The organism is Caballeronia sp. BR00000012568055, assembly GCF_029439455.1.
GTDB lineage: Bacteria > Pseudomonadota > Gammaproteobacteria > Burkholderiales > Burkholderiaceae > Caballeronia.
Genome location: NZ_JAQFVG010000244.1, coordinates 1 through 18,614, shown reverse-complemented (window position 1 = coordinate 18,614; position 18,614 = coordinate 1). Strand labels below are relative to the sequence as shown.

Genomic DNA, 18,614 nt, shown 5'->3' with positions numbered 1-18,614 from the left:
TGTGCTCTGTGGTGTTCGGTTCTGTTCGTACTTACGCTGCGACCTTTTGCGCTTCCATCAACTTGATGAAGCGGTCGAACAGATACGCGATGTCGTGCGGGCCGGGCGACGCTTCCGGGTGACCCTGGAAGCAGAACGCGGGCTTATCCGTGAGCGCGAAGCCTTGCAGCGTGCCGTCGAACAGCGAAACGTGCGTGACCTTCGCGTTGGCGGGCAGCGTGGCGGCATCGACGGCGAAGCCGTGGTTTTGCGACGTGATCACCACGCGGCCGTCGTCCTGATCCTTCACCGGATGATTCGCGCCGTGGTGGCCGGTCTTCATCTTCATGGTCTTCGCGCCGACCGCGAGGCCCATGATCTGATGGCCAAGGCAAATACCAAACGTCGGAATGCCCTTCGCGATGAATTCCTTCGTCGCGGCGATGGCGTAATCGCACGGTTCCGGATCGCCGGGACCGTTCGACAGGAAGATGCCGTCCGGATTGAGCGCGAGTGCATCAGCGGCGGTGGATTGCGCGGGCAGCACGGTGACGTGGCAACCACGCTCGGCCAGCATGCGCAGAATGTTGTACTTCACGCCGAAGTCGAACGCGACCACGCGAAACTTCGGCGCTTCCTGCTTGCCGTAGCCGCTGCCCAGACGCCATTCGGTCTGCGTCCACTCATAAGACTTCTCGGTCGATACGACCTTCGCCAGGTCCATGCCCGCAAGTCCGGGGAACGAGCGCGCGAGGCCGAGCGCCTTCGATTCGTCATCGGAGCCGGCGAGAATGCAGCCGTTCTGCGCGCCCTTCTCGCGCAAGATGCGCGTGAGCTTGCGCGTGTCGATACCCGAAATGGCGACGACGCCTTGCGCTTTCAGATAATCGGAGAGGTTTTGCTCCGAACGGAAGTTCGATGCAAGCACCGGCAGGTCTCGGATGATGAGACCGGCGGCATGGACTTTGGTGGCTTCGACGTCTTCGGCGTTGACGCCGTAGTTGCCGATATGCGGATAGGTCAGCGTAACGATCTGGCGCGCGTAGCTCGGATCAGTCAGGATTTCCTGATAGCCGGTGATGGCGGTGTTGAACACCACTTCGCCGATCGTCGAACCGGGCGCGCCGATCGATTGACCACGAAAGACCGTGCCGTCGGCAAGTGCGAGAAGTGCTGGGGAGAATGACGGCAACACGGGAAACTCCTTGGGGGAACACCCTGTTACCGACCGGTCTGTCCTTCAGGCTTGCGCCCGCCGCCCGATGACGGGCGCGGTGTCGCATCGCGCGGTGGCAGCGGCGTCTCGCTTGGCTGGCTCCGTTGTCATTCGCTCGGGGCGATCGGAGACACGCGGCGCGTGCTGGTTGCGCGGCTTGTGAACGGGAAGTGGGAGGTAGGCGCTAGGGTGCGGGTTGATATGCTCAAACCTTCGAATTATAGCGGCAAAACGCCCGATCCGCAAAATTTGGGAACTGTCTGCTTGCCCTTAAGCTTTTTGGTCAGGATGCCGCGCGTTCGGTTTTATGCAGCACGCGACTGGGCAAAACGTACCAGATCGCGCTGGCTACCTGAATGGCGATCAACAGCGCCCAGACCGTCACGTGCGCGGTCACGGGATAGTGCCCGCCCTCTTCCGGCCAATGCGACAGCATAGCGCCGACGCCAACCTGAAAGCAGAAGATCAGCAGGAAGATCACGAGCGTGAGCGTGGTATGCGCGCGGCCGATCATGTGCGTCGGGAAATATTCGGCAGCGACCGCATAGCTCAAAATGCCGACGCCGCCGAACACGCCGTACGCCGCGAGCAGCAGCACGGGCGGCAGCGGCACGCGCAGCACCATCAACACCTGTGTGACGACGAACAGCGCCATGCCCCATCCGCAAAACGCATAGACCGATACCCCGCGCCGCTCCATCCCCCGCGCCGCCGCGCCGAAGCCGACGCAGCCAAACATCATCGCGAAGCCGAGCACGGAAACGAGCGCGGCGGCGTGTGCCGGCGTGAGGCCCATGACATCGAGCAGATAGGGGCGGATCCAGAGCGATTGCATCGCGTAGAACACGCCTTGCGTGACGACGGAAAACGATGCGATCTTCCAGAACGCGCCGCTCTTGAGGATGTGCCACGTGCCTTTGAACTGCGTGACGATATCCGCCTGATGATGGCTGTCGGCCTTGCGTGGCGCGAACAGCAGAATCGCGGCCGCGACGATCAGCGTGAACACGCCAAGGCCCACGCAAACGTGCCGCCACGACGCGACATGCAGCAGCGACGCGAGCGGCGAACCGACCACCACGCCGCCGAGTCCGCCGACGGCCATCGTGAAACCGTTGATCAGCGGCAGCCGCGCCACCGGAAAATGCTGCGCCGATGCCTTGAACGCCGCGCTCAGGCAAACCGAAACACCCACGCCGATCAGCAAGCGCCCCACCATCAACCCGCCGATTCCGTGCGACGCACCAAACACCCAAATCCCCGCCGCCGCGAACACGAGCATCGACGCGGTCACGCGCGCGGGGCCGAAGTGATCGAGCAACACGCCGACCGGAATCTGCGCCACCGCGAATCCGATGAAATACAGCGAAGTGAGCAAACCGAGATCGGCGGCGGAAAGGCCGAGATCGTGCGTGATGAGCGGCGCGAAGCCTAGATTGACGCCCCGGAACACGTACGAGACGAAATATCCGGCAGCAAAAAGCAGGAAGACTTTGAGGCGAGTGGTGGACGACATTCGGTGACCAGCGCTTTTTTGAAACGCCAGTTTAACTGCGTCGCCAAACGAAAACGCCGTCACCTTGGTGACGGCGTGGAATAAAGCTGAAGCGCGCGCGGGCTTATTTCTTTTTCGACTTGCTGCTGGTCGAATGCGCGGCTGCCGGTTTGGCAGTCTTCGTGCTTGCCTTGGGCGGGCTTGCCGCTGCCGGAGACGAAACCTTCTTCACCGCGACTGGCTTGTACTTCGTGCCCTTGGTGCTGTTCGTGCTGTTCATGCTCTTCGACGCCGGCACACGTGTACCGATTTTCGATACCCCGCCCGCCGAACGGCTCGATGCCGACACGGTCTCGATACGCGCCGGACCCGGCTCCGCCGGCACCGCACGGCCGTAAGGCACATGCAGCACAACGACCTGCCCCGGCATAAACGTCTCGCGATGCGTACGGTTCCACGCGCGAATCTGCGCCACCGACACATCATAGCGATCAGCCAGCGTGCCGATGGACTGCTGGCGACGCACGCGGATCAGCATCTTGCGCGTGTCGGGGACATCACGTTCGACGGCGAGCATGGCGTTTTCGGCGACGTCGGCGCTGATATCTTCGTCGTCGTCATCGTTACGGGGAACGACGATGGTCGATCCCGGCTTCAGACGCATGCCCGCCGGAATGCGGTTCACGGACATAAGCGTGTCCGCATCGACACCGATTTTTTCAGCGATCGCGGCCGGACGCGCGCGTTCGGTCACCGTATACGTTGTCCACGACGACAGCGCGCCCGAGTATGACGTCAGATTGCGCTGGAACGTCGCGGCGTTATCGAACGGAAGCAGAATTTGCGGATTCGTCGCGCCGAGAATGACCGGCTTCGAAAACGACGGATTCAGCGAGCGGAACTCCTCGACACTCATGCTGGCGAGCTTCGCCGCCATAGTCACGTCGATATCGCGCGCGGTGGTCACCGTCACGAAATACGGGTGATTCGGAATATCCGGCAGCGTCAGCCCATACATCTGCGGATTGCTGACGATGTTCTTGACGGCTTGCAGCTTCGGCACGTAGTTGCGCGTTTCGTTGGGCATGCGCAGACTTTCGTAGTCCGTCGGCAAGCCCGCCGCCTCATTACGCGCGATGGCGCGCTGCACGTTGCCCTCGCCCCAGTTATACGCGGCGAGCGCCAGACGCCAGTCGCCGAACATATCGTGCAGACGCGAGAGATAGTCGAGCGCCGCACTGGTCGATGCCAGCACGTCGCGGCGCTCGTCCTGCCACATGTTCTGCTTGAGGTTGTAGTCGCGGCCCGTGCCCGGCACGAACTGCCACATACCGGCAGCCTTCGCGACCGACAGCGCCTGCGGATTGAACGCCGATTCGATGAACGGCAGCAGCGCCAGTTCGGTCGGCATATGCCGCTGCTCGAGTTCCTCGACAATGTGATACAGATACTTCTGCGAGCGTCCGGTCATGCGCTCGACGTAATCCGGCCGTTGCGCGTACCAGTTCACCTGCATATCGACGAGATCGCTTTGCAGGTCCGGAATCTGGAAACCATTGCGAATACGCGCCCAAAGATCCGCCGACCCCGCGAGCGAGGTAACTGGCGTCTTGTCTACGTTGATGGTTTCCTTGGCTGCGGCGGTGCGGCGAATGGTGTCGGCGACTTTCTGCTGCGAGGCTTCGGTAGGAGTAGCGGTGGCTGTGTCTGTGGCGGGCGCTGTCGGTCCCTGGCTGGCGCACGCGGCCAGCGTCAGGACGGCGAGCGCACTAAGTGTTAGTCGCATGAACGTCTCGGCTTCCAAAAGGTAATGCTTGGAATTTGCAGCCGATGGTACGGAACCACACTTAAGACGTCAATAAGAATGCACGTAAAACCCCTGCAAAATCCGCGATCTAACGACGTTTCCTACGTTTCGGATTAAGTTGACCACAATTGCTTCAGGTTAGCGGAACTTATCCTTCCAGCCGCGCATCATTCGAAACGCTTCGAGGCGGTCGGAAATCGGCTGGCCGAATTGCGTGGAAAGCGTCGCCTGAACCTCGGGGACGTCGGCGCGCAGGAACGGGTTGACCGCGCGCTCATGGCCAATCGTCGTAGGCAAGGTGGGTTTGCCCGCGGATCGGAGCGCCTGCGCGTCGTCGCTCCAGCGGGCGAGCGCGTCGTTGCCGGGTTCGCACGCGCGCGCGAATCGGATATTCGACAGCGTGTATTCGTGCGCGCAATGTACTTGCGTTTCGGCAGGCAACGCGGCGAGCGCATCGAGTGAATTGAGCATTTGCTCGGCGGTGCCTTCGAACAGACGCCCGCAGCCGCTGGCGAACAGCGTGTCGCCGCAAAATAAATGCGGCGTGCCGTTCGGATCGGCCACCTGAAAATAAGCGATGTGACCCGCCGTATGGCCGGGAACATCGATCACGGTGAATGACAGTGCGGGATGTTCGATCGTCACCGAATCGCCGCCCGACACGCGTTGCGTCAAATGATCGATACGCTCGCTCGCAGGCCCATACACCGGCACGCCACCCTCGGCCGATCGGCTATCGAGCAGTGCTTTCACTCCACCGACATGGTCGTTGTGATGGTGCGTGAGTAAAATAGCGGACAGCCGCCAACCACGTTGTGCAAGATAAGCCTCGACGGGCGCGGCATCGCCCGGATCGACGACGACGGCATTGCGCGAGTCGGACACGATCCAGATGTAGTTATCTTCGAACGCCGGGACCGGCACGTATTCAAGCGCATTCTGGGCAGGTGAATTCATAGCGATTCCGTAGCCGAAACACAGCCAAAGTTAAGGCCAAACATCAACGCGGCAACTCGAACATGTCAGAGCGATCGATTATAGACTGGCCCGCCTGGACGAGCTCCGCGCCCGGACGCTACGTGCTCGACTGGGAGCAGGCGCAGCTCGATCGCGTGGTGTCGGACATTTTCGGCTATCACGCGTTGCAGCTCGGCATGCCGCAACTCGATGCCCTGCGCGAAAACCGCATGACCGGCCGCGCGCTCGTGCTCGATGCCGAAAGCGGCGCGAGCGCGCCTTATACGGTGCCGCACGCTGCATCGGCAGGCGTGAGCGCCTTGCCCGGAGCGAGCGCACCGGATGGCCGGAGCACCGTCTGGTGCGATCTGCTCGATCTGCCATTCGAAGCGCAAAGCGTCGATCTGCTCGTGCTGCCGCATACGCTGGAATTTTCGCGCGATCCGCATCGGCTATTGAGAGAGGCAGAGCGCGTGCTCGTGCCGGAAGGTCAGTTGATCATTCTCGGCTTCAATTCGTTGAGTTTGTGGGGCGCGCGGCAATCGCTCGGCAAAGTCGCGGGGCGGCCGTTCGTGCCGGCGGCGCACGAAATGATCGCCTTCACGCGGATCAAGGACTGGATCAAGCTGCTCGGATTCGATCTTGAACGCGGGCGCTTCGGCTGTTATCGTCCGCCGCTTCTGACGGATAAATGGCTCCAGCGTTATAGCTTCATGGAACCGGCGGGCGATCGCTGGTGGCCCATTTTCGGCGCGGCCTACATGATCACGGCGGTGAAGCGCGTGCGCGGCATGCGGCTCATCGGCCCACGCAGGCTCAAGAAACCCGCGCTCGCGCCCGGACTCGCGCCGGTCGCCGCGCCGCATACCCGCAACGAGATCAATGACTGATTCTGAACAGAACAAGGTAATCGACATTTATACGGACGGAGCCTGCAAAGGCAATCCCGGACCCGGCGGCTGGGGCGCGCTGCTGCGCTTCGGCACGCTCGAAAAAGAGCTATTCGGCGGCGAGCCCGCGACCACCAACAATCGCATGGAACTGATGGCGGTGATCGCCGCGCTCGAAGCGCTGAAGCGTCCGTGCACGGCTGTGATCCATACCGACTCGCAATACGTGCAGAAAGGTATCAGCGAGTGGATTCACGGCTGGAAAAAAAAGAACTGGATGACCGCCGCCAAAACGCCGGTCAAGAACGCCGATCTGTGGAAGCGGCTCGACGCGCTCGTCGCGCAGCATCAGATCGAATGGCGTTGGGTCAAGGGCCACGCCGGTCATCCCGAGAACGAACGCGCCGATGCGCTCGCCAATCGCGGCGTTGCATCGCTTGCGGAAGCAAACTGAACGCAGGGCACCATTACATGCGCCAACTGATACTGGACACCGAAACCACCGGCCTCAATGCAAAGACGGGGGATCGGATCATCGAAATCGGCTGCGTCGAGTTGATGAATCGACGGCTCACCGGCAATAACCTTCACCTCTACGTCAATCCCGGACGCGACAGCGATCCGGGCGCACTCGCCGTCCACGGCCTGACGACCGAATTTCTGAGCGACAAACCGAAGTTCGCGGAAATCGCGGCGCAGTTGCGCGACTTCATCACGGGCGCGGAGTTGATCATCCACAACGCGCCATTCGACGTCGGCTTTCTCGACATGGAATTCGCGCTGCTCGGCTTGCCGAAAGTCTCGACGATGTGCGCCGGCGTGATCGACTCGCTCGCGCAAGCCAAGCAGATGTTCCCCGGCAAGCGCAATTCGCTCGATGCGCTGTGCGACCGCTTTGGCATCAGCAATGCGCATCGGACCTTGCACGGCGCGTTGCTCGACTCGGAGTTGCTCGCCGAAGTTTATCTGTCGATGACGCGTGGTCAGGAGAGCCTCGTTATCGACATGCTCGGCGAACAGCCTATCCCCGGCTCCGTCTCGACATCGGCCATTGCATTGGACGATCTCGATCTGCTGGTGATCGCGGCCAGCGCCGACGAACTCAGCGCACACGAAGCCGTGCTGAGCGATCTCGACAAAGCGGCCAAAGGCACCAGCGTCTGGCGCACCGAACCCGCGCCCGCAGAAGGCGATACCGTCGCAGCTTAATTTTTTCAGATTCGCTTAACTTTACGTTCGCAACCCCTTTACGAAATGCGAAACGCCTGACATAATCTTGCTTCTCTTCGGGTGGTTAGCTCAGCGGTAGAGCACTGCCTTCACACGGCAGGGGTCACTGGTTCGATCCCAGTACTACCCACCAGAATTCTGGTGTTGGTAAAGACAAGCACCGAAGAACAAAAAGCCCAAGTCTCACGACTTGGGCTTTTTTCTTTTGTATGCCCAAATTCTCCAACAGAACGATAGCGTTGTCCCCTTTGGCGTAATCGTAATCAAAGGTCAAGTTCAAGCATGAAACCTGTCCGCGTTGTTTGCGGCACCCGCGCATCGGACGAAGACTTCTTTCTGAAGTCCGCAACCGGAATATCGTTGGTCACGCATCAATACTTCAATCCGTTTGAGTTGCGGCTTTTCTCAAAAAACAGCCAAGGCCTTTCCACGATATACAACATCGCGATCGAAGAAGCCCGGGAAAGCCCGGCTATCTTGGTGTTCGTTCACGACGACGTCCATTTCTGTGATGTCCAATGGAGCCATCAGATCGCCGAGGCCGTGCGGATGTTCGATATCGTCGGCGTCGCAGGCAATGCGCGCCGTGTACCGCGGCAACCTTCCTGGCTCTTCATCGACGAGCATTTCACCGGCGACGAAAAGCGCTTTCTGAGCGGTATCGTCGGCAATGGCAAAGGCTTTCCTTACGAGATCTCGAATTTCGGACCATCACGGCGCGCCTGCAAACTGCTCGATGGCCTCTTGCTCGCCGTCGACAGTGATCGCCTGATTCAGTCCGGCGTGCGTTTCGACGAGCAGTTCGATTTTCACTTCTACGATCTGGATTTCTGCCGTCAGGCTGAACTCGCTCATCTGACAATGGGTACATGGCCGCTCAGCGTCGTACACGGAAGCAACGGTGATTTCCGTTCGCCCGGCTGGAGGCACATGCTGACGCGATATCGGGAAAAGTACGCCGACTAAAAAGCGCTACCCTGCCCAGACGCCCCGCGCCATTCCGCTCGCCGCAATCACCATCACCATCACGAGTCCGGCTTCGAGATCGCTCATCCACGCGAAGCGCTTCGCACGCGTCAGGTCGATCGCCCCGCCCTGCGCCAGCGCGACGCGCCATTTGATCAGCGCGAGCATCGGTGACACTTCGATCAGCAGGATGATGACCAGTACGGTCATCTTCAAATGAAAAAGCGGCTCGTGCAAATAGTACGAGCCGCCCTTCTCGAAGCCACCGAACGCGCGCGTCACGCCGGTGACGATCAGCACGATCGCGGTGATGCCCCATACCGCGTCGGAGCGGAAGACATCGCGTAATCGAAGTTCGTTGGCTTGCACGGATTGCGCGGCATCGATACGCCGCAGCGCCCGCGCTCGAGCCAATATAGAAGCGAGCGCGAAACCGAAGGCAAGCAGATGAAGCGCGGCCAGCAACCAGCGTAACAGCATCCCGACCTCCGACTTTTCGTTACGTCTTCAGATCTGCCGCAAGGTGATATCGAGCGCTTTGGCCGTATGGCGATCGCTGACGCTCACAAGCGGCGCGCGAAACACGGTGGTCCGATTGTGCCCCGCCGCTGCCGGCGAATTCCACTGCAATTCGATTTTCGGACGACGCGCCAACACGCCGCGACGCGCTTGCCCACTCGATTGCACGTACGACGTGGGCGGATCGGTCGCGAGCATGGTGGACGATGGCACTTCCGCCGCCGGCTCCGGCCACTTCAGCGACAACTCGCGCGCATCGTACTGACCGAGTTTGCGGCTTTCCGCCCACACAACAGCCGTGCGCGTCACCGGATCAAGCGAAATCGCATATCGGCCGATAGAAAAGCGCCGCGCCGCGATATTCGTCCGCCACAGCGAGCGCGGCCGGCAAATCCAGATCACGACCGCGTACAGCGCCGGACCGACCAGCAGCCAGCCGTTGGTCTCGGCGAGCGCGTGCACGAATTGCCGCCAGCCGGAAGTCCACACGAACGCGCACACCGAAAACAGCGCGAACGCGAACGTCAGCAGCCCGAGAAAGCGCAGCGCCTGCCGCAACCATTGCGGCAACGGATGCAGCGGCCGCTCCGCGCGCGGCTTTGCGCCCGGCAGAACGACCAGCAGAAAGATAAGCACGAGATTGATACAGGCCCATGGCGACGAAGTCATCGCGCGCAACGAGGACAGGTAGCCCATCTGCGCCATCGAAAAGGCCCATCGCGCCGCGAGCACCAGTCCGATGGCTCGCAGTGCGAACACGGTCCCCGCGCCCGGCGCCGGGCTCGCGCTGATTTGCTTGGGTCTCGCCAAAGAAAACTCCTGTCCACATGTTGCCTGCCGCCGCGTGTATTCAGCGACGGCGAAATCGCTTCGCGCGTGTAGAAAGATTCACGCAGCGAAGCCCGCTCATTATAGGGAGATTGAAATTCTCGTCAGAGGTTTCAATCGGACTGAGCGGTCCAGCGCTCCAAAAGAGACACTAATGTGCTATTACGACAACGCCCCGCGTGCCTTTAGGCGCGCGGGGCGTTGTTTTTTCCTATTGCCGCTATGCCACTGCGGCGACTGGAACCTCAGCTCGCGTTGACTTCGCGCAGCACGGTGCGACGCTTCTGACGCAGCATTTCTTCGTACACGCTGACGTAGTTCGCAGCCATCACCTTCGACGAAAAACGCTCTTCGAACGCCTGACGCACGCGGGCGCGCGGCAGCGTGTCCAGACGCTTCACGGCGGCGACCGCGCTGAGTTCGTCTTCCACGACGAAGCCCGACACGCCGTTCTCGATCACTTCCGGCACCGAACCACGATTGAACGCGATCACCGGCGTGCCACATGCCATCGCTTCGATCATCACCAGACCGAAAGGCTCCGGCCAATCGATCGGGAACACCAGCGCGTGCGCATTGCCGAGGAACTCACGCTTCTCAGCTTCGCCGATTTCGCCGATGTACTCGACGTGCGGCAGCGCCATCAGCGGCTTGATCGTTTCTTCGTAGTAAGCACGGTCAGCCTTGTCGATCTTGGCCGCAACCTTGAGCTTCATGCCTGCCTGACCGGCGATGCGGATCGCGCGGTCGAGCCCCTTCTCCGGCGAAACGCGGCCGAGGAAAGCGAGATAGCCCGGTTCGACATTGGGGATCGGCGTGAGCACATCTTCCGGCAGACCGTGATACACGGTCGAAAGCCAGTTAGCTTGTTGCAGCGGCTGGCGCTGATTGTCGGAAATCGAAATGACCGGCACGTCGCTGAACGTGTTGAAGATCGGCTGCAATTCCGGCAGGTCGAGACGGCCGTGCATGGTCGTCAGGAACGGCACCGGCTGGCGCGCAAACAGCGAGAACGGGTAATAGTCGATGTGAAAATGCAGCACGTCGAATTCGTGCGCGCGGCGGCACACTTCTTCGAGCAGCAGCATGTGCGGGGCCATCACGTCGCGGATGGTCGGGTCCAGGCGCAGCGCCTGCGGCCAGAAAGCTTCGAGCTTCGCGGAAGTCTGCGAATCACCGCTCGCGAACAACGTAACGTCGTGTCCGGCATCCACGAGTGCCTCGGTGAGATAAGACACCACGCGTTCCGTGCCGCCGTAGAGCTTCGGCGGAACAGCTTCGTGGAGGGGCGCGATTTGAGCGATTCGCATGTCGTGAAACTCCTAATGAAAGATCAGGCTGAAACTAATGTCGTGTTGACGTTGTAGAAGCGAATCGCTCGGCTCGGGCGGAAGCTGTCGCGGCACGCGGGCCGCGTCGCAAGGGCTGATGCTCGAGTGAAAAAAGCGTGGTCGCTGATCACCGGGTTTAGCGCAAGAGCGGACAAAGCAAGAGCGATTCCATATCTCAAAAAGCCGCGCGCACCAGCAATAAACGCGCATCTGCTTTAGCGGTTGACCGCTTCCTACAAAAACCTGTCACAAACTTTAGGTGAAAACCCGGAGCGAATTATGGAGCCTTTTACACGGTTGCCGACGTAGTCATTTCAACTTATTTACCTTGTTACAAGGGGGATACATTTTGCAAACCCCTGTTTATTAAGGTTGTTCTACATTGACAGTCATGCATGAACGACGCGCAGGCTTTCCGTCGCGCTTCGATTTCATGTCGGCACGTTCAAACAGGCAGTGCAGGCGCGCCACATGCTTTTCTTCCCGGATCGCCAGGTGCAACGATCCGGTCTGGCACAGGCTTTATCGCAAAAATGCGCGTGTTTTGCTTACAATGCGCGCCCATGTCTGAACCGAGTGTTTTTTGATATCGGCAGATATGGGTTATTACGGCGTCGAAACGATGGTGTACTGTGTTCGGACGGTTACACGGCGCCGAGCAACAATTGCCCGAAGACGCCGTGCCTCGCCGTGATACTGGCTACAATTCAGGCATGGAGACGGCGCCACGTCGCTTGTTTGACGTCACTCGCGCCGAAAACGGGTTGAAGCATGGCCCGAAGGCGCATCACACGCTCAACCGCTCTACGACGAAAAAGACCATTGGACCAACTCACCGTCTCCCAGCGTAACGCGCACAACGAAAAACTCGCGAGCTATGCGCATCGCCCGCTCGCGTTTTTGCTGCGCTACATCCGCCGGCATCCGATTGCGCATGCCATCGTTCTATTCAGCGTGTTTGCCGCAGTCGGATGCGCGCTCGCTTCGCAATACGCCATCAAGCATCTGATCGATGTGCTCGGCCAGGGCCGCGGCCATCCGGGTCCGTTGTGGGGCGCGTTCATGATTCTGGTCGGCCTGATCGCCGCCGATAACCTGCTCTGGCGGGTCGGTGGCTGGGTCGGCGCGCACGTGTTCGTGATCGTCACGGGCGATCTGCGCAAGGACCTGTTCTCGTATCTCAGCGGCCATTCACCGACTTATTTTTCCGAGAAGCAGCCTGGCATGCTGGCAAGCCGGATCACGGCGACATCGAACGCGATCTATACGTCCGAGAACGTGATGGCGTGGAACGTTCTGCCGCCGTGTATCGCGGTGCTGGGCGCGATCGTCATGATCATTGCCGTCAATCCGCTGATGGCGGCCGGACTCATGACCGCGTCGATCATTCTGGCGCTGATTTTGTATCGGCTGGCGAAACGCGGGTCGGCGCGGCATCACAACTTCGCGTCGAAGGCGGCGTCCGTCGATGGCGAACTGGTCGATGTGATCGGCAATATGTCGCTGGTGCGCGCGTTCGGCATGACCTTCCGCGAGCAAAAGCGTTTCGGCTCGACCGTGAAGGCGGAAATGGTCGCGCGGCAGCAGAGCTTGCTGTACCTCGAAAAGCTGCGTCTGCTACACGCCGTTATCACCGCGATTCTGTCGGCAGGTCTGCTCGGCTGGGCGCTGTGGCTCTGGTCGAAGGGTCAGGCGACCTCGGGCGATATCGTGCTGGTCAGTTCGCTCGGCTTCACCATTCTTCACGGCACGCGCGATCTGGCCGTCGCACTCGTCGATGTCACGCAGCACGTCGCGCGTCTCGCCGAAGCCGTTCAGACGCTGCTGGAACCGCATGGCATGCCGGATCGCTCGGATGCGACCGAACTCGTGCCGCAGGGCGGCCGCGTCGATTTCGAAGGCGTCACGTTCGCGTATCCGCGCCGCCGGCCGATTCTCGATAACTTCAATATTCATATCGAGCCGGGTCAGCGTGTTGGTCTGATCGGCAAGTCGGGCGCGGGTAAATCGACGGTGCTGGCGCTGCTGCAACGTTTCTACGAGACGCAGAAAGGCAGCACCAAGATCGATGGTCAGGAAATCATGGCGATCACGCAGGACAGTCTGCGTCACGCCATTGCGCTGGTGCCGCAGGATATTTCGCTGTTCCATCGCACGGTGTTCGAGAACATTGCGTATGGCCGGCCGGATGCGAGCCGCGAGGAAGTGCTCGCCGCCGCGCGTGAGGCGCGCTGCACGGACTTTATCGAAGCGATGCCGGAAGGGTTCGATACCATCGTCGGCGATCGCGGCGTGAAGCTGTCGGGCGGTCAGCGACAGCGGATCGCGATTGCGCGCGCCATTCTGAAGAACGCGCCCATTTTGCTGCTCGATGAAGCCACCTCGGCGCTCGACAGCGCATCGGAAGAAGCGATTCAGCAGGCGCTCGACCGGCTGATGGTCGGCCGCACAGTGATCGCGATTGCGCACCGCTTGTCCACGCTGCAAAACTTCGACCGCATTATCGTGATGAGTTCGGGCAAGGTCATCGACGATGGCTCGCCGCAGGAATTGCGCGAGCGTCCGGGCTTGTATCGGGAGTTGCTGGCGAAGCAGCACGGCAAGGTGCCGTCGATCGTCGCTACGCCGCACAAGCAGCCTGCCTGAGAGTTTTAAAACAAACAGCCGCGATGCCTTGAAGAAAGCATCGCGGCTTTTTTACGCCTTCAGATCGCGCAGAAAGTTATCGCGCCAGACCGAGACATTGTTCTCGCGCAGTTGCGCCATCATCTCGTCGTAGCGCGCTTTGCGTTCGTTCAAAGGCATGGCGAGCGCGCGTCCGATGGCATCGGCCATATCGTCGATATCGAGCGGATTCACGATCAACGCCGCCGTCAATTCACGCGCCGCGCCCGCGAATTGCGACAGCACGAGCACGCCAGGATCGTCCGGATCTTGCGCCGACACATATTCCTTCGCGACCAGATTCATGCCGTCACGTAACGGCGTAACAAGGCCGACGTGCGCCTCGCGGAACAGCGCTGCCAGCACCGGCCGCTCGTACTGCCGATGGATATAGCGAATCGGCGTCCAGTCCAGTTCGGCGTATCGCCCGTTGATGCGACCGGACTCCGCTTCGAGTTGCAAACGGATATCGCGATAGGCATCGACGTCCGAACGCGTGGGCGGCGCGATTTGCAGAAAGGACACGTTGTTGCGCTGCTTCGGCTGATGCTCGATCAGACGCTCGAACGCGCGAAATCGCTCGACCAAACCCTTCGAATAATCCAGCCGATCCACGCTCATCACCAGTTTTCGATGATGCAGCGTGGACTTGACGATCTCCACATCGCGCCCGCTTTCGCCGTCTTTCGCCAGCGCGGCGATTTCATCCGGATACACGCCGATCGGATACGCCGCCGCCTTCAGCGTCTGCCCGAACGCGCTGATCTGCACGGGCTTCGCGCTATCGCGCTGCAATGAGCCGCCCGCCTCCGTTTCGATGTACTCGCAAAACGCGCGCAAATCCGGCTCGGTCTGGAAACCGAGCAAATCGAACGCGCACATCGCTTCCATCAAGGCGCGATGGCGCGGCACGCTCAACAGAATCTGCGGCGCGGGAAACGGAATATGCAGAAAGAAGCCGATGCGATTCTTCACGCCCAATGCGCGCAAAGCCTGCGCAAACGGCAGCAGGTGATAGTCGTGCACCCAGATCACATCGTTGGGCCTGAGCAGCGGCGCAAGCTGCTCCGCGAGCCATCGATTCACGCGGCAATAGCCATCGTATTCATTGCGATCGAACTCGATCAAGTCCGGGCGATAGTGAAACGCGGGCCACAGCGTCGCGTTGGAAAAGCCACGGTAATACTGGTCGTAATCGCGCTTGACCAGGCCGATGGTCGCGAACGTCACCGGTCCGTGCTCTTCCAGCTTGATGCCTTCGGGCGCTTCGTGGAGCACATCGCCGCTCCAGCCGAACCACATGCCGCCGGTTTCCTTGAGCGCGTCGTACACGCCGACCGCGAGCCCGCCCGCCGCCGGGCCGCCTTCGGAAATCGGCGCGACGCGATTCGACACGATAATCAGGCGCCCCATTACGCGTGCTTCCCCGCCGTGCCCGCAATCACCTGCAACCAGTCCAGCAACAGTTCCACCGATTCGATCCGCGCCCGCGCCACCGTATCGCCCGGACCGACTTTCACGGACAGCCCGCCGAACTCGTTGACGACCGCGAAGCCCTTCTCGTCCGTCAGATCATCACCGATAAACACTGGTTTGCGCCCCGTGAACGGCGGCTCGTTCATATAGGCGCGCACCGCGCGGCCTTTATCGACGTCCTTCGGCTTGATCTCGTAGACCATCTTGCCGGGCTGGAGCACGTAGGCATCGGCGTATTCCTTGACGAGCGCTTCGGTCGCCGCACGCGCCGCCGGTTCGCGCTCGGCCGCATTGCGGTAATGCAAAGCGAGCGCCGCGCCCTTGATTTCCAGCAGCATGCCGGGATTCGCCTGAACCACGCCTTCGAGCACATGCTCCATGCGCAGCAGCCGATCATCGTTGAAGCCGATACGTTGCACATCGCTATTCGAATCGCGCCGTTCCGCGCCGTGCATGCCGGCGACGGGCAGATCGGGCATCTGCAGGAACGAATCGATATTGTCGATACCGCGCCCCGACACCACCGCGACCGCACCATTGGTCGCGCGCCTGAGCGCAGTGAGGATATCGGGCACCGAACGCGGCACGAAGATGCCATCGGGCGTGGAGGCGAGTTCGACCAGCGTGCCGTCGAAATCGAAGAAAAAAGCGGTCTCGGCAAGAGACAGGGAATCGGGAAGAATTTGCATCGATTATTGACCTGTGGTTTTGCCTTGGGTTTGCCCTGGATGGGTGCGCATCATACGCGCGTAGGCTTGCGACCTCGAAAGCTGTAACTTTACGTGTTCGTCCGTCACGCTTTCGATGCGCTTTCCTGCATGCGGCGAATTGTCTCAAAAATACGCTGTAACGGAGATGATGCGCCAGTCGGTCCTGCAAAGGCGTCTATTTTGCGATAGACATAGCAGCCGGATGTTCCTGCTGCCGAACCCTTTCAGAACTATCGATGCACGCTTCGTTCCTTCCCCGCCTTTTGCTTCCGCTCGCGCTCTGCACGCTTGCCGCCTGTTCGAAACCCGCCGAACCGTGGCATCTGACCGATGTCACCGGCCATCTGCCCGATCTCGATTTCAAACTTATCGACGATGGCGGCGCGCCCGTCACCGGTCAGCACTTCGAGGGCCGGACCACGCTGGTTTATTTCGGCTACACGCATTGCCCGGACGTCTGCCCCGAGACGATGGCGCGCCTCATGCAAGTGCTCGAGCGCGTGGGACCGGACGCGGACAAGACGCGCATCGCGTTTATCTCCGTCGATCCGGCGCGCGATACGCCCGCGCTTTTGCGCTCCTACGTGCGCGCCTTCGACGATAAACATGCGGTCGGCCTGACCGGCACCGATCGCGCGATCGAAACCGTCGCACAGCAATATCGCGTGGCGTATCAGATGGAGAAGCGCGATCCGAGCGGCGCGTACGAAGTCACGCACAGCTCCGCCGTCTATATCTTCGATGCGCAAGGCCACGCGCGCCTGCTCGCCACCGATCACGATTCGATCGACGCCATCGCTGGTGACCTCAAACGCGTAATTGCCTCCACTCAGGCAAAGGAATCTTGATGTTGACGTCCCTGCTCTACTGGCTCGATCCGTGGGAGCCATCGCCGACCGTGGTGATCTGCGTGCTCGTCGCGGCCGTTCTGTTCGCGCGCGGCGCGCGGCATGCGCGTGTATCGATCGCGCGGCGGATTTCGTTCTGGTTCGGACTGAGCGCGCTTTATATCGCGCTGCATACGCGGCTCGATTACTTCTTCGAGCACGAGTTCTTTATGCATCGCTTGCAGCATCTGGTGCTGCATCATCTCGGACCGTTTTTTATCGCGTTGTCGTATCCGGGCGCGGCGCTGCGTGCGGGCGTGCCGTTCGCGTGGCGTCAGCGCTTTCTGCGGCCCGCAACGCAGAGCAAACCCGCGCGCGTGTTCTTCGATATCGTGTTCAATCCGATAGTCGCGGTCGTGCTGTTCGTCGGCCTGATCTATTTCTGGCTGCTCTCGCCCATCCACTTCAAGGCGATGCTCGATTACCGGCTCTATCGCGCGATGAACTGGAGCATGGTGATCGACGGTCTGCTGTTCTGGTGGCTCGTACTCGATCCGCGTCCCGCGCCGCCCGCGCGACTCGCGCCCGGCCGACGCATTCTCGTGGTGATCGCCGCGATTCCGCCGCAGATCATCCTTGGCGCGTATATCTTCTTCACGCCGCACGAGCTGTATCCGATCTATTCGATCTGCGGCCGCGCCTTCACCTGGATCACGCCGATGCGCGATCAGCAGATCGGCGGCCTTCTGCTCTGGATTCCCGGCTCGATGATGAGCGTGATCGGCGCGTTGATCGCGCTGCGTCACTGGCTGCGATTATCGGCGCGCTCGCGCCTGCGTCACGAACGACGTGCTCCGCGTGGGCGCATCAGCAGCACGAAGCGCGCAGCATCATGAAGGAAAGCCCGGGCGACGCATCCACACGTGCGGAATGCCGTCTTCATCGTGAATACCGGACGAAGGCATAAAGCCGAACGCGCCATAAAAGTTTTGCAGATGCGCCTGCGCGTGCAGGCTCACCGGCTCGTCCGGCCATTGTGCGAGGATATGTTCGAGCGCGCGTTCGAGCATGGCGTTGCCGAGCTTGAAGCCGCGAAACTTCGCCGTCGTCAGCACGCGGCCAATGCGCACGTCCTTCTCTTGCTCTTGCGGAAAGCCAGGCAGCAACACACGCAGATAACCCGCAAGCGCAGGACGCGTTTCACCGGGCGCATAAGCGAACAGATGCCACGCATCGAGATCGAGCCCGTCGATATCGCCATACACGCAATTCTGCTCGACCACGAACACTGCACTGCGAGCGGCGAGCATGTCGTACACCTCGGTGCTGGTGAGATCGTCGAAGCGCTTCCAGCGCCATTCAAGGTCGGAGAGTCGGTCGGTCATGGGAATCGGGATAGCGGCATGCGCAATACAAAGACACGAAATTATGCCGCGCGCCGCCTACGAAAAGCCGACGCGGGAAAAGAAAAAGCCCTGACGGATCAGGGCTTTTAAAGTGGAGGCGCGGACCGGAGTCGAACCGGTCTAAACGGCTTTGCAGGCCGCTGCATAACCGCTTTGCTACCGCGCCACAAGCGGATGTTGGTGTCGATCGCTTTAACGAAGCCGACCAATCCACCAAACAAAAAGGGAAGCTGTGCTTCCCCTTTGACTGGAGCGGGAGACGAGTCTCGAACTCGCGACCTCAACCTTGGCAAGGTTGCGCTCTACCAACTGA

17 protein-coding genes and 2 tRNA genes are annotated in these 18,614 nt (G+C 60.7%); 8 read left to right on the top strand and 11 right to left on the bottom strand.

Annotation, left to right across the window (positions count from 1 at the left end):
• Positions 1–31: 31 nt before the first annotated feature.
• From carA to gloB, 4 genes are all read right to left on the bottom strand, one after another.
• Positions 32–1,174 (bottom strand): glutamine-hydrolyzing carbamoyl-phosphate synthase small subunit, encoded by a 1,143-nt coding sequence (carA, locus tag P7F28_RS12415; RefSeq protein WP_277184787.1) that lies wholly within the window; start codon positions 1,172–1,174, stop codon positions 32–34.
• Between the two features lie 304 nt (positions 1,175–1,478).
• Complete coding sequence (locus tag P7F28_RS12410) at positions 1,479–2,711, bottom strand: nitrate/nitrite transporter (RefSeq protein WP_277184786.1); 1,233 nt, start codon at positions 2,709–2,711, stop codon at positions 1,479–1,481.
• Between the two features lie 103 nt (positions 2,712–2,814).
• Complete coding sequence (locus P7F28_RS12405) at positions 2,815–4,476, bottom strand: transglycosylase SLT domain-containing protein (RefSeq protein WP_277184785.1); 1,662 nt, start codon at positions 4,474–4,476, stop codon at positions 2,815–2,817.
• Positions 4,477–4,635: 159 nt separating this feature from the next.
• Positions 4,636–5,454 carry a hydroxyacylglutathione hydrolase gene (gene gloB / locus P7F28_RS12400; protein ID WP_277184784.1) on the bottom strand — a complete coding sequence of 273 codons (819 nt, stop codon included), beginning with the start codon at positions 5,452–5,454 and terminating at the stop codon, positions 4,636–4,638.
• 62 nt (positions 5,455–5,516) lie between these two features.
• Here gloB and P7F28_RS12395 point away from each other — a divergent pair, with 62 nt between their 5' ends.
• From P7F28_RS12395 to P7F28_RS12375, 5 genes are all read left to right on the top strand, one after another.
• Complete coding sequence (locus P7F28_RS12395) at positions 5,517–6,344, top strand: class I SAM-dependent methyltransferase (RefSeq protein WP_277184783.1); 828 nt, start codon at positions 5,517–5,519, stop codon at positions 6,342–6,344.
• Complete coding sequence (rnhA, locus tag P7F28_RS12390; protein ID WP_277184782.1) at positions 6,337–6,798, top strand: ribonuclease HI; 462 nt, start codon at positions 6,337–6,339, stop codon at positions 6,796–6,798. The genes P7F28_RS12395 and rnhA overlap by 8 nt, the downstream gene beginning before the upstream one ends.
• Before the next feature lie 17 nt (positions 6,799–6,815).
• On the top strand, positions 6,816–7,553 hold the full coding sequence (gene dnaQ / locus P7F28_RS12385) for a DNA polymerase III subunit epsilon (RefSeq protein ID WP_277184781.1): 738 nt from the start codon (positions 6,816–6,818) through the stop codon (positions 7,551–7,553).
• 79 nt (positions 7,554–7,632) lie between these two features.
• Positions 7,633–7,707 (top strand) — tRNA-Val (locus tag P7F28_RS12380).
• Between the two features lie 149 nt (positions 7,708–7,856).
• Positions 7,857–8,540: a glycosyltransferase gene (locus tag P7F28_RS12375; protein ID WP_277184780.1), complete on the top strand. Its 684-nt coding sequence runs from the start codon at positions 7,857–7,859 to the stop codon at positions 8,538–8,540.
• Between the two features lie 6 nt (positions 8,541–8,546).
• On the opposite strand, the gene P7F28_RS12370 is transcribed toward P7F28_RS12375, so the two are convergent.
• From P7F28_RS12370 to P7F28_RS12360, 3 genes are all read right to left on the bottom strand, one after another.
• Positions 8,547–9,020, bottom strand: coding sequence for a DUF2214 family protein (locus tag P7F28_RS12370; protein WP_277184779.1), 474 nt, complete (start codon positions 9,018–9,020; stop codon positions 8,547–8,549).
• Positions 9,021–9,047: 27 nt separating this feature from the next.
• Positions 9,048–9,869, bottom strand: a complete 822-nt coding sequence (locus tag P7F28_RS12365) for a hypothetical protein (RefSeq protein ID WP_277184778.1) — start codon at positions 9,867–9,869, stop codon at positions 9,048–9,050.
• A gap of 263 nt (positions 9,870–10,132) precedes the next feature.
• Entirely contained in the window at positions 10,133–11,197 is a 1,065-nt protein-coding gene (locus P7F28_RS12360) for a glycosyltransferase family 4 protein (RefSeq protein WP_277184777.1), read from the bottom strand.
• 792 nt (positions 11,198–11,989) lie between these two features.
• Between P7F28_RS12360 and P7F28_RS12355 the strand changes: the two genes are divergently transcribed.
• A complete protein-coding gene (locus P7F28_RS12355) occupies positions 11,990–13,864 on the top strand; it encodes an ABC transporter ATP-binding protein (protein WP_370467306.1) in 1,875 nt (624 codons plus the stop codon).
• Between the two features lie 51 nt (positions 13,865–13,915).
• On the opposite strand, the gene otsA is transcribed toward P7F28_RS12355, so the two are convergent.
• Together otsA and otsB are read right to left on the bottom strand one after the other, a co-directional pair.
• Entirely contained in the window at positions 13,916–15,295 is a 1,380-nt protein-coding gene (otsA, locus tag P7F28_RS12350) for an alpha,alpha-trehalose-phosphate synthase (UDP-forming) (protein WP_277184775.1), read from the bottom strand.
• Positions 15,295–16,047 carry a trehalose-phosphatase gene (gene otsB, locus P7F28_RS12345; protein WP_277184774.1) on the bottom strand — a complete coding sequence of 251 codons (753 nt, stop codon included), beginning with the start codon at positions 16,045–16,047 and terminating at the stop codon, positions 15,295–15,297. Before otsB ends, otsA begins: the two co-directional genes overlap by 1 nt.
• Positions 16,048–16,304: 257 nt before the next feature.
• Here otsB and P7F28_RS12340 point away from each other — a divergent pair, with 257 nt between their 5' ends.
• Positions 16,305–16,916 (top strand): SCO family protein, encoded by a 612-nt coding sequence (locus P7F28_RS12340; protein WP_277184773.1) that lies wholly within the window; start codon positions 16,305–16,307, stop codon positions 16,914–16,916.
• The gene (locus P7F28_RS12335) at positions 16,916–17,791 is read left to right on the top strand and encodes a cytochrome c oxidase assembly protein (RefSeq protein ID WP_277184772.1); all 876 of its coding nucleotides are present in this window, start codon (positions 16,916–16,918) and stop codon (positions 17,789–17,791) included. The genes P7F28_RS12340 and P7F28_RS12335 overlap by 1 nt, the downstream gene beginning before the upstream one ends.
• On the opposite strand, the gene P7F28_RS12330 is transcribed toward P7F28_RS12335, so the two are convergent.
• Complete coding sequence (locus P7F28_RS12330) at positions 17,786–18,280, bottom strand: GNAT family N-acetyltransferase (RefSeq protein WP_277183904.1); 495 nt, start codon at positions 18,278–18,280, stop codon at positions 17,786–17,788. The two genes, P7F28_RS12335 and P7F28_RS12330, sit on opposite strands and share 6 nt — an antisense overlap.
• Before the next feature lie 113 nt (positions 18,281–18,393).
• Positions 18,394–18,467 (bottom strand) — tRNA-Cys (locus P7F28_RS12325).
• Between the last annotated feature and the right edge of the window lie 147 nt (positions 18,468–18,614).

Excerpts from the sequence above, each read along its gene's own strand:
- otsA (WP_277184775.1), bottom strand. The coding sequence starts at position 15,295 with ATGGGGCGCCTGATTATCGTGTCGAATCGCGTCGCGCCGATTTCCGAA.
- P7F28_RS12340 (WP_277184773.1), top strand. The coding sequence starts at position 16,305 with ATGCACGCTTCGTTCCTTCCCCGCCTTTTGCTTCCGCTCGCGCTCTGC.
- P7F28_RS12405 (WP_277184785.1), bottom strand. The coding sequence starts at position 4,476 with ATGCGACTAACACTTAGTGCGCTCGCCGTCCTGACGCTGGCCGCGTGC.
- dnaQ (WP_277184781.1), top strand. The coding sequence starts at position 6,816 with ATGCGCCAACTGATACTGGACACCGAAACCACCGGCCTCAATGCAAAG.
- P7F28_RS12335 (WP_277184772.1), top strand. The coding sequence starts at position 16,916 with ATGTTGACGTCCCTGCTCTACTGGCTCGATCCGTGGGAGCCATCGCCG.
- P7F28_RS12375 (WP_277184780.1), top strand. The coding sequence starts at position 7,857 with ATGAAACCTGTCCGCGTTGTTTGCGGCACCCGCGCATCGGACGAAGAC.
- P7F28_RS12370 (WP_277184779.1), bottom strand. The coding sequence starts at position 9,020 with ATGCTGTTACGCTGGTTGCTGGCCGCGCTTCATCTGCTTGCCTTCGGT.
- P7F28_RS12360 (WP_277184777.1), bottom strand. The coding sequence starts at position 11,197 with ATGCGAATCGCTCAAATCGCGCCCCTCCACGAAGCTGTTCCGCCGAAG.
- P7F28_RS12355 (WP_370467306.1), top strand. The coding sequence starts at position 11,990 with ATGGCCCGAAGGCGCATCACACGCTCAACCGCTCTACGACGAAAAAGA.
- gloB (WP_277184784.1), bottom strand. The coding sequence starts at position 5,454 with ATGAATTCACCTGCCCAGAATGCGCTTGAATACGTGCCGGTCCCGGCG.
- P7F28_RS12330 (WP_277183904.1), bottom strand. The coding sequence starts at position 18,280 with ATGACCGACCGACTCTCCGACCTTGAATGGCGCTGGAAGCGCTTCGAC.
- P7F28_RS12410 (WP_277184786.1), bottom strand. The coding sequence starts at position 2,711 with ATGTCGTCCACCACTCGCCTCAAAGTCTTCCTGCTTTTTGCTGCCGGA.
- rnhA (WP_277184782.1), top strand. The coding sequence starts at position 6,337 with ATGACTGATTCTGAACAGAACAAGGTAATCGACATTTATACGGACGGA.
- otsB (WP_277184774.1), bottom strand. The coding sequence starts at position 16,047 with ATGCAAATTCTTCCCGATTCCCTGTCTCTTGCCGAGACCGCTTTTTTC.
- P7F28_RS12395 (WP_277184783.1), top strand. The coding sequence starts at position 5,517 with ATGTCAGAGCGATCGATTATAGACTGGCCCGCCTGGACGAGCTCCGCG.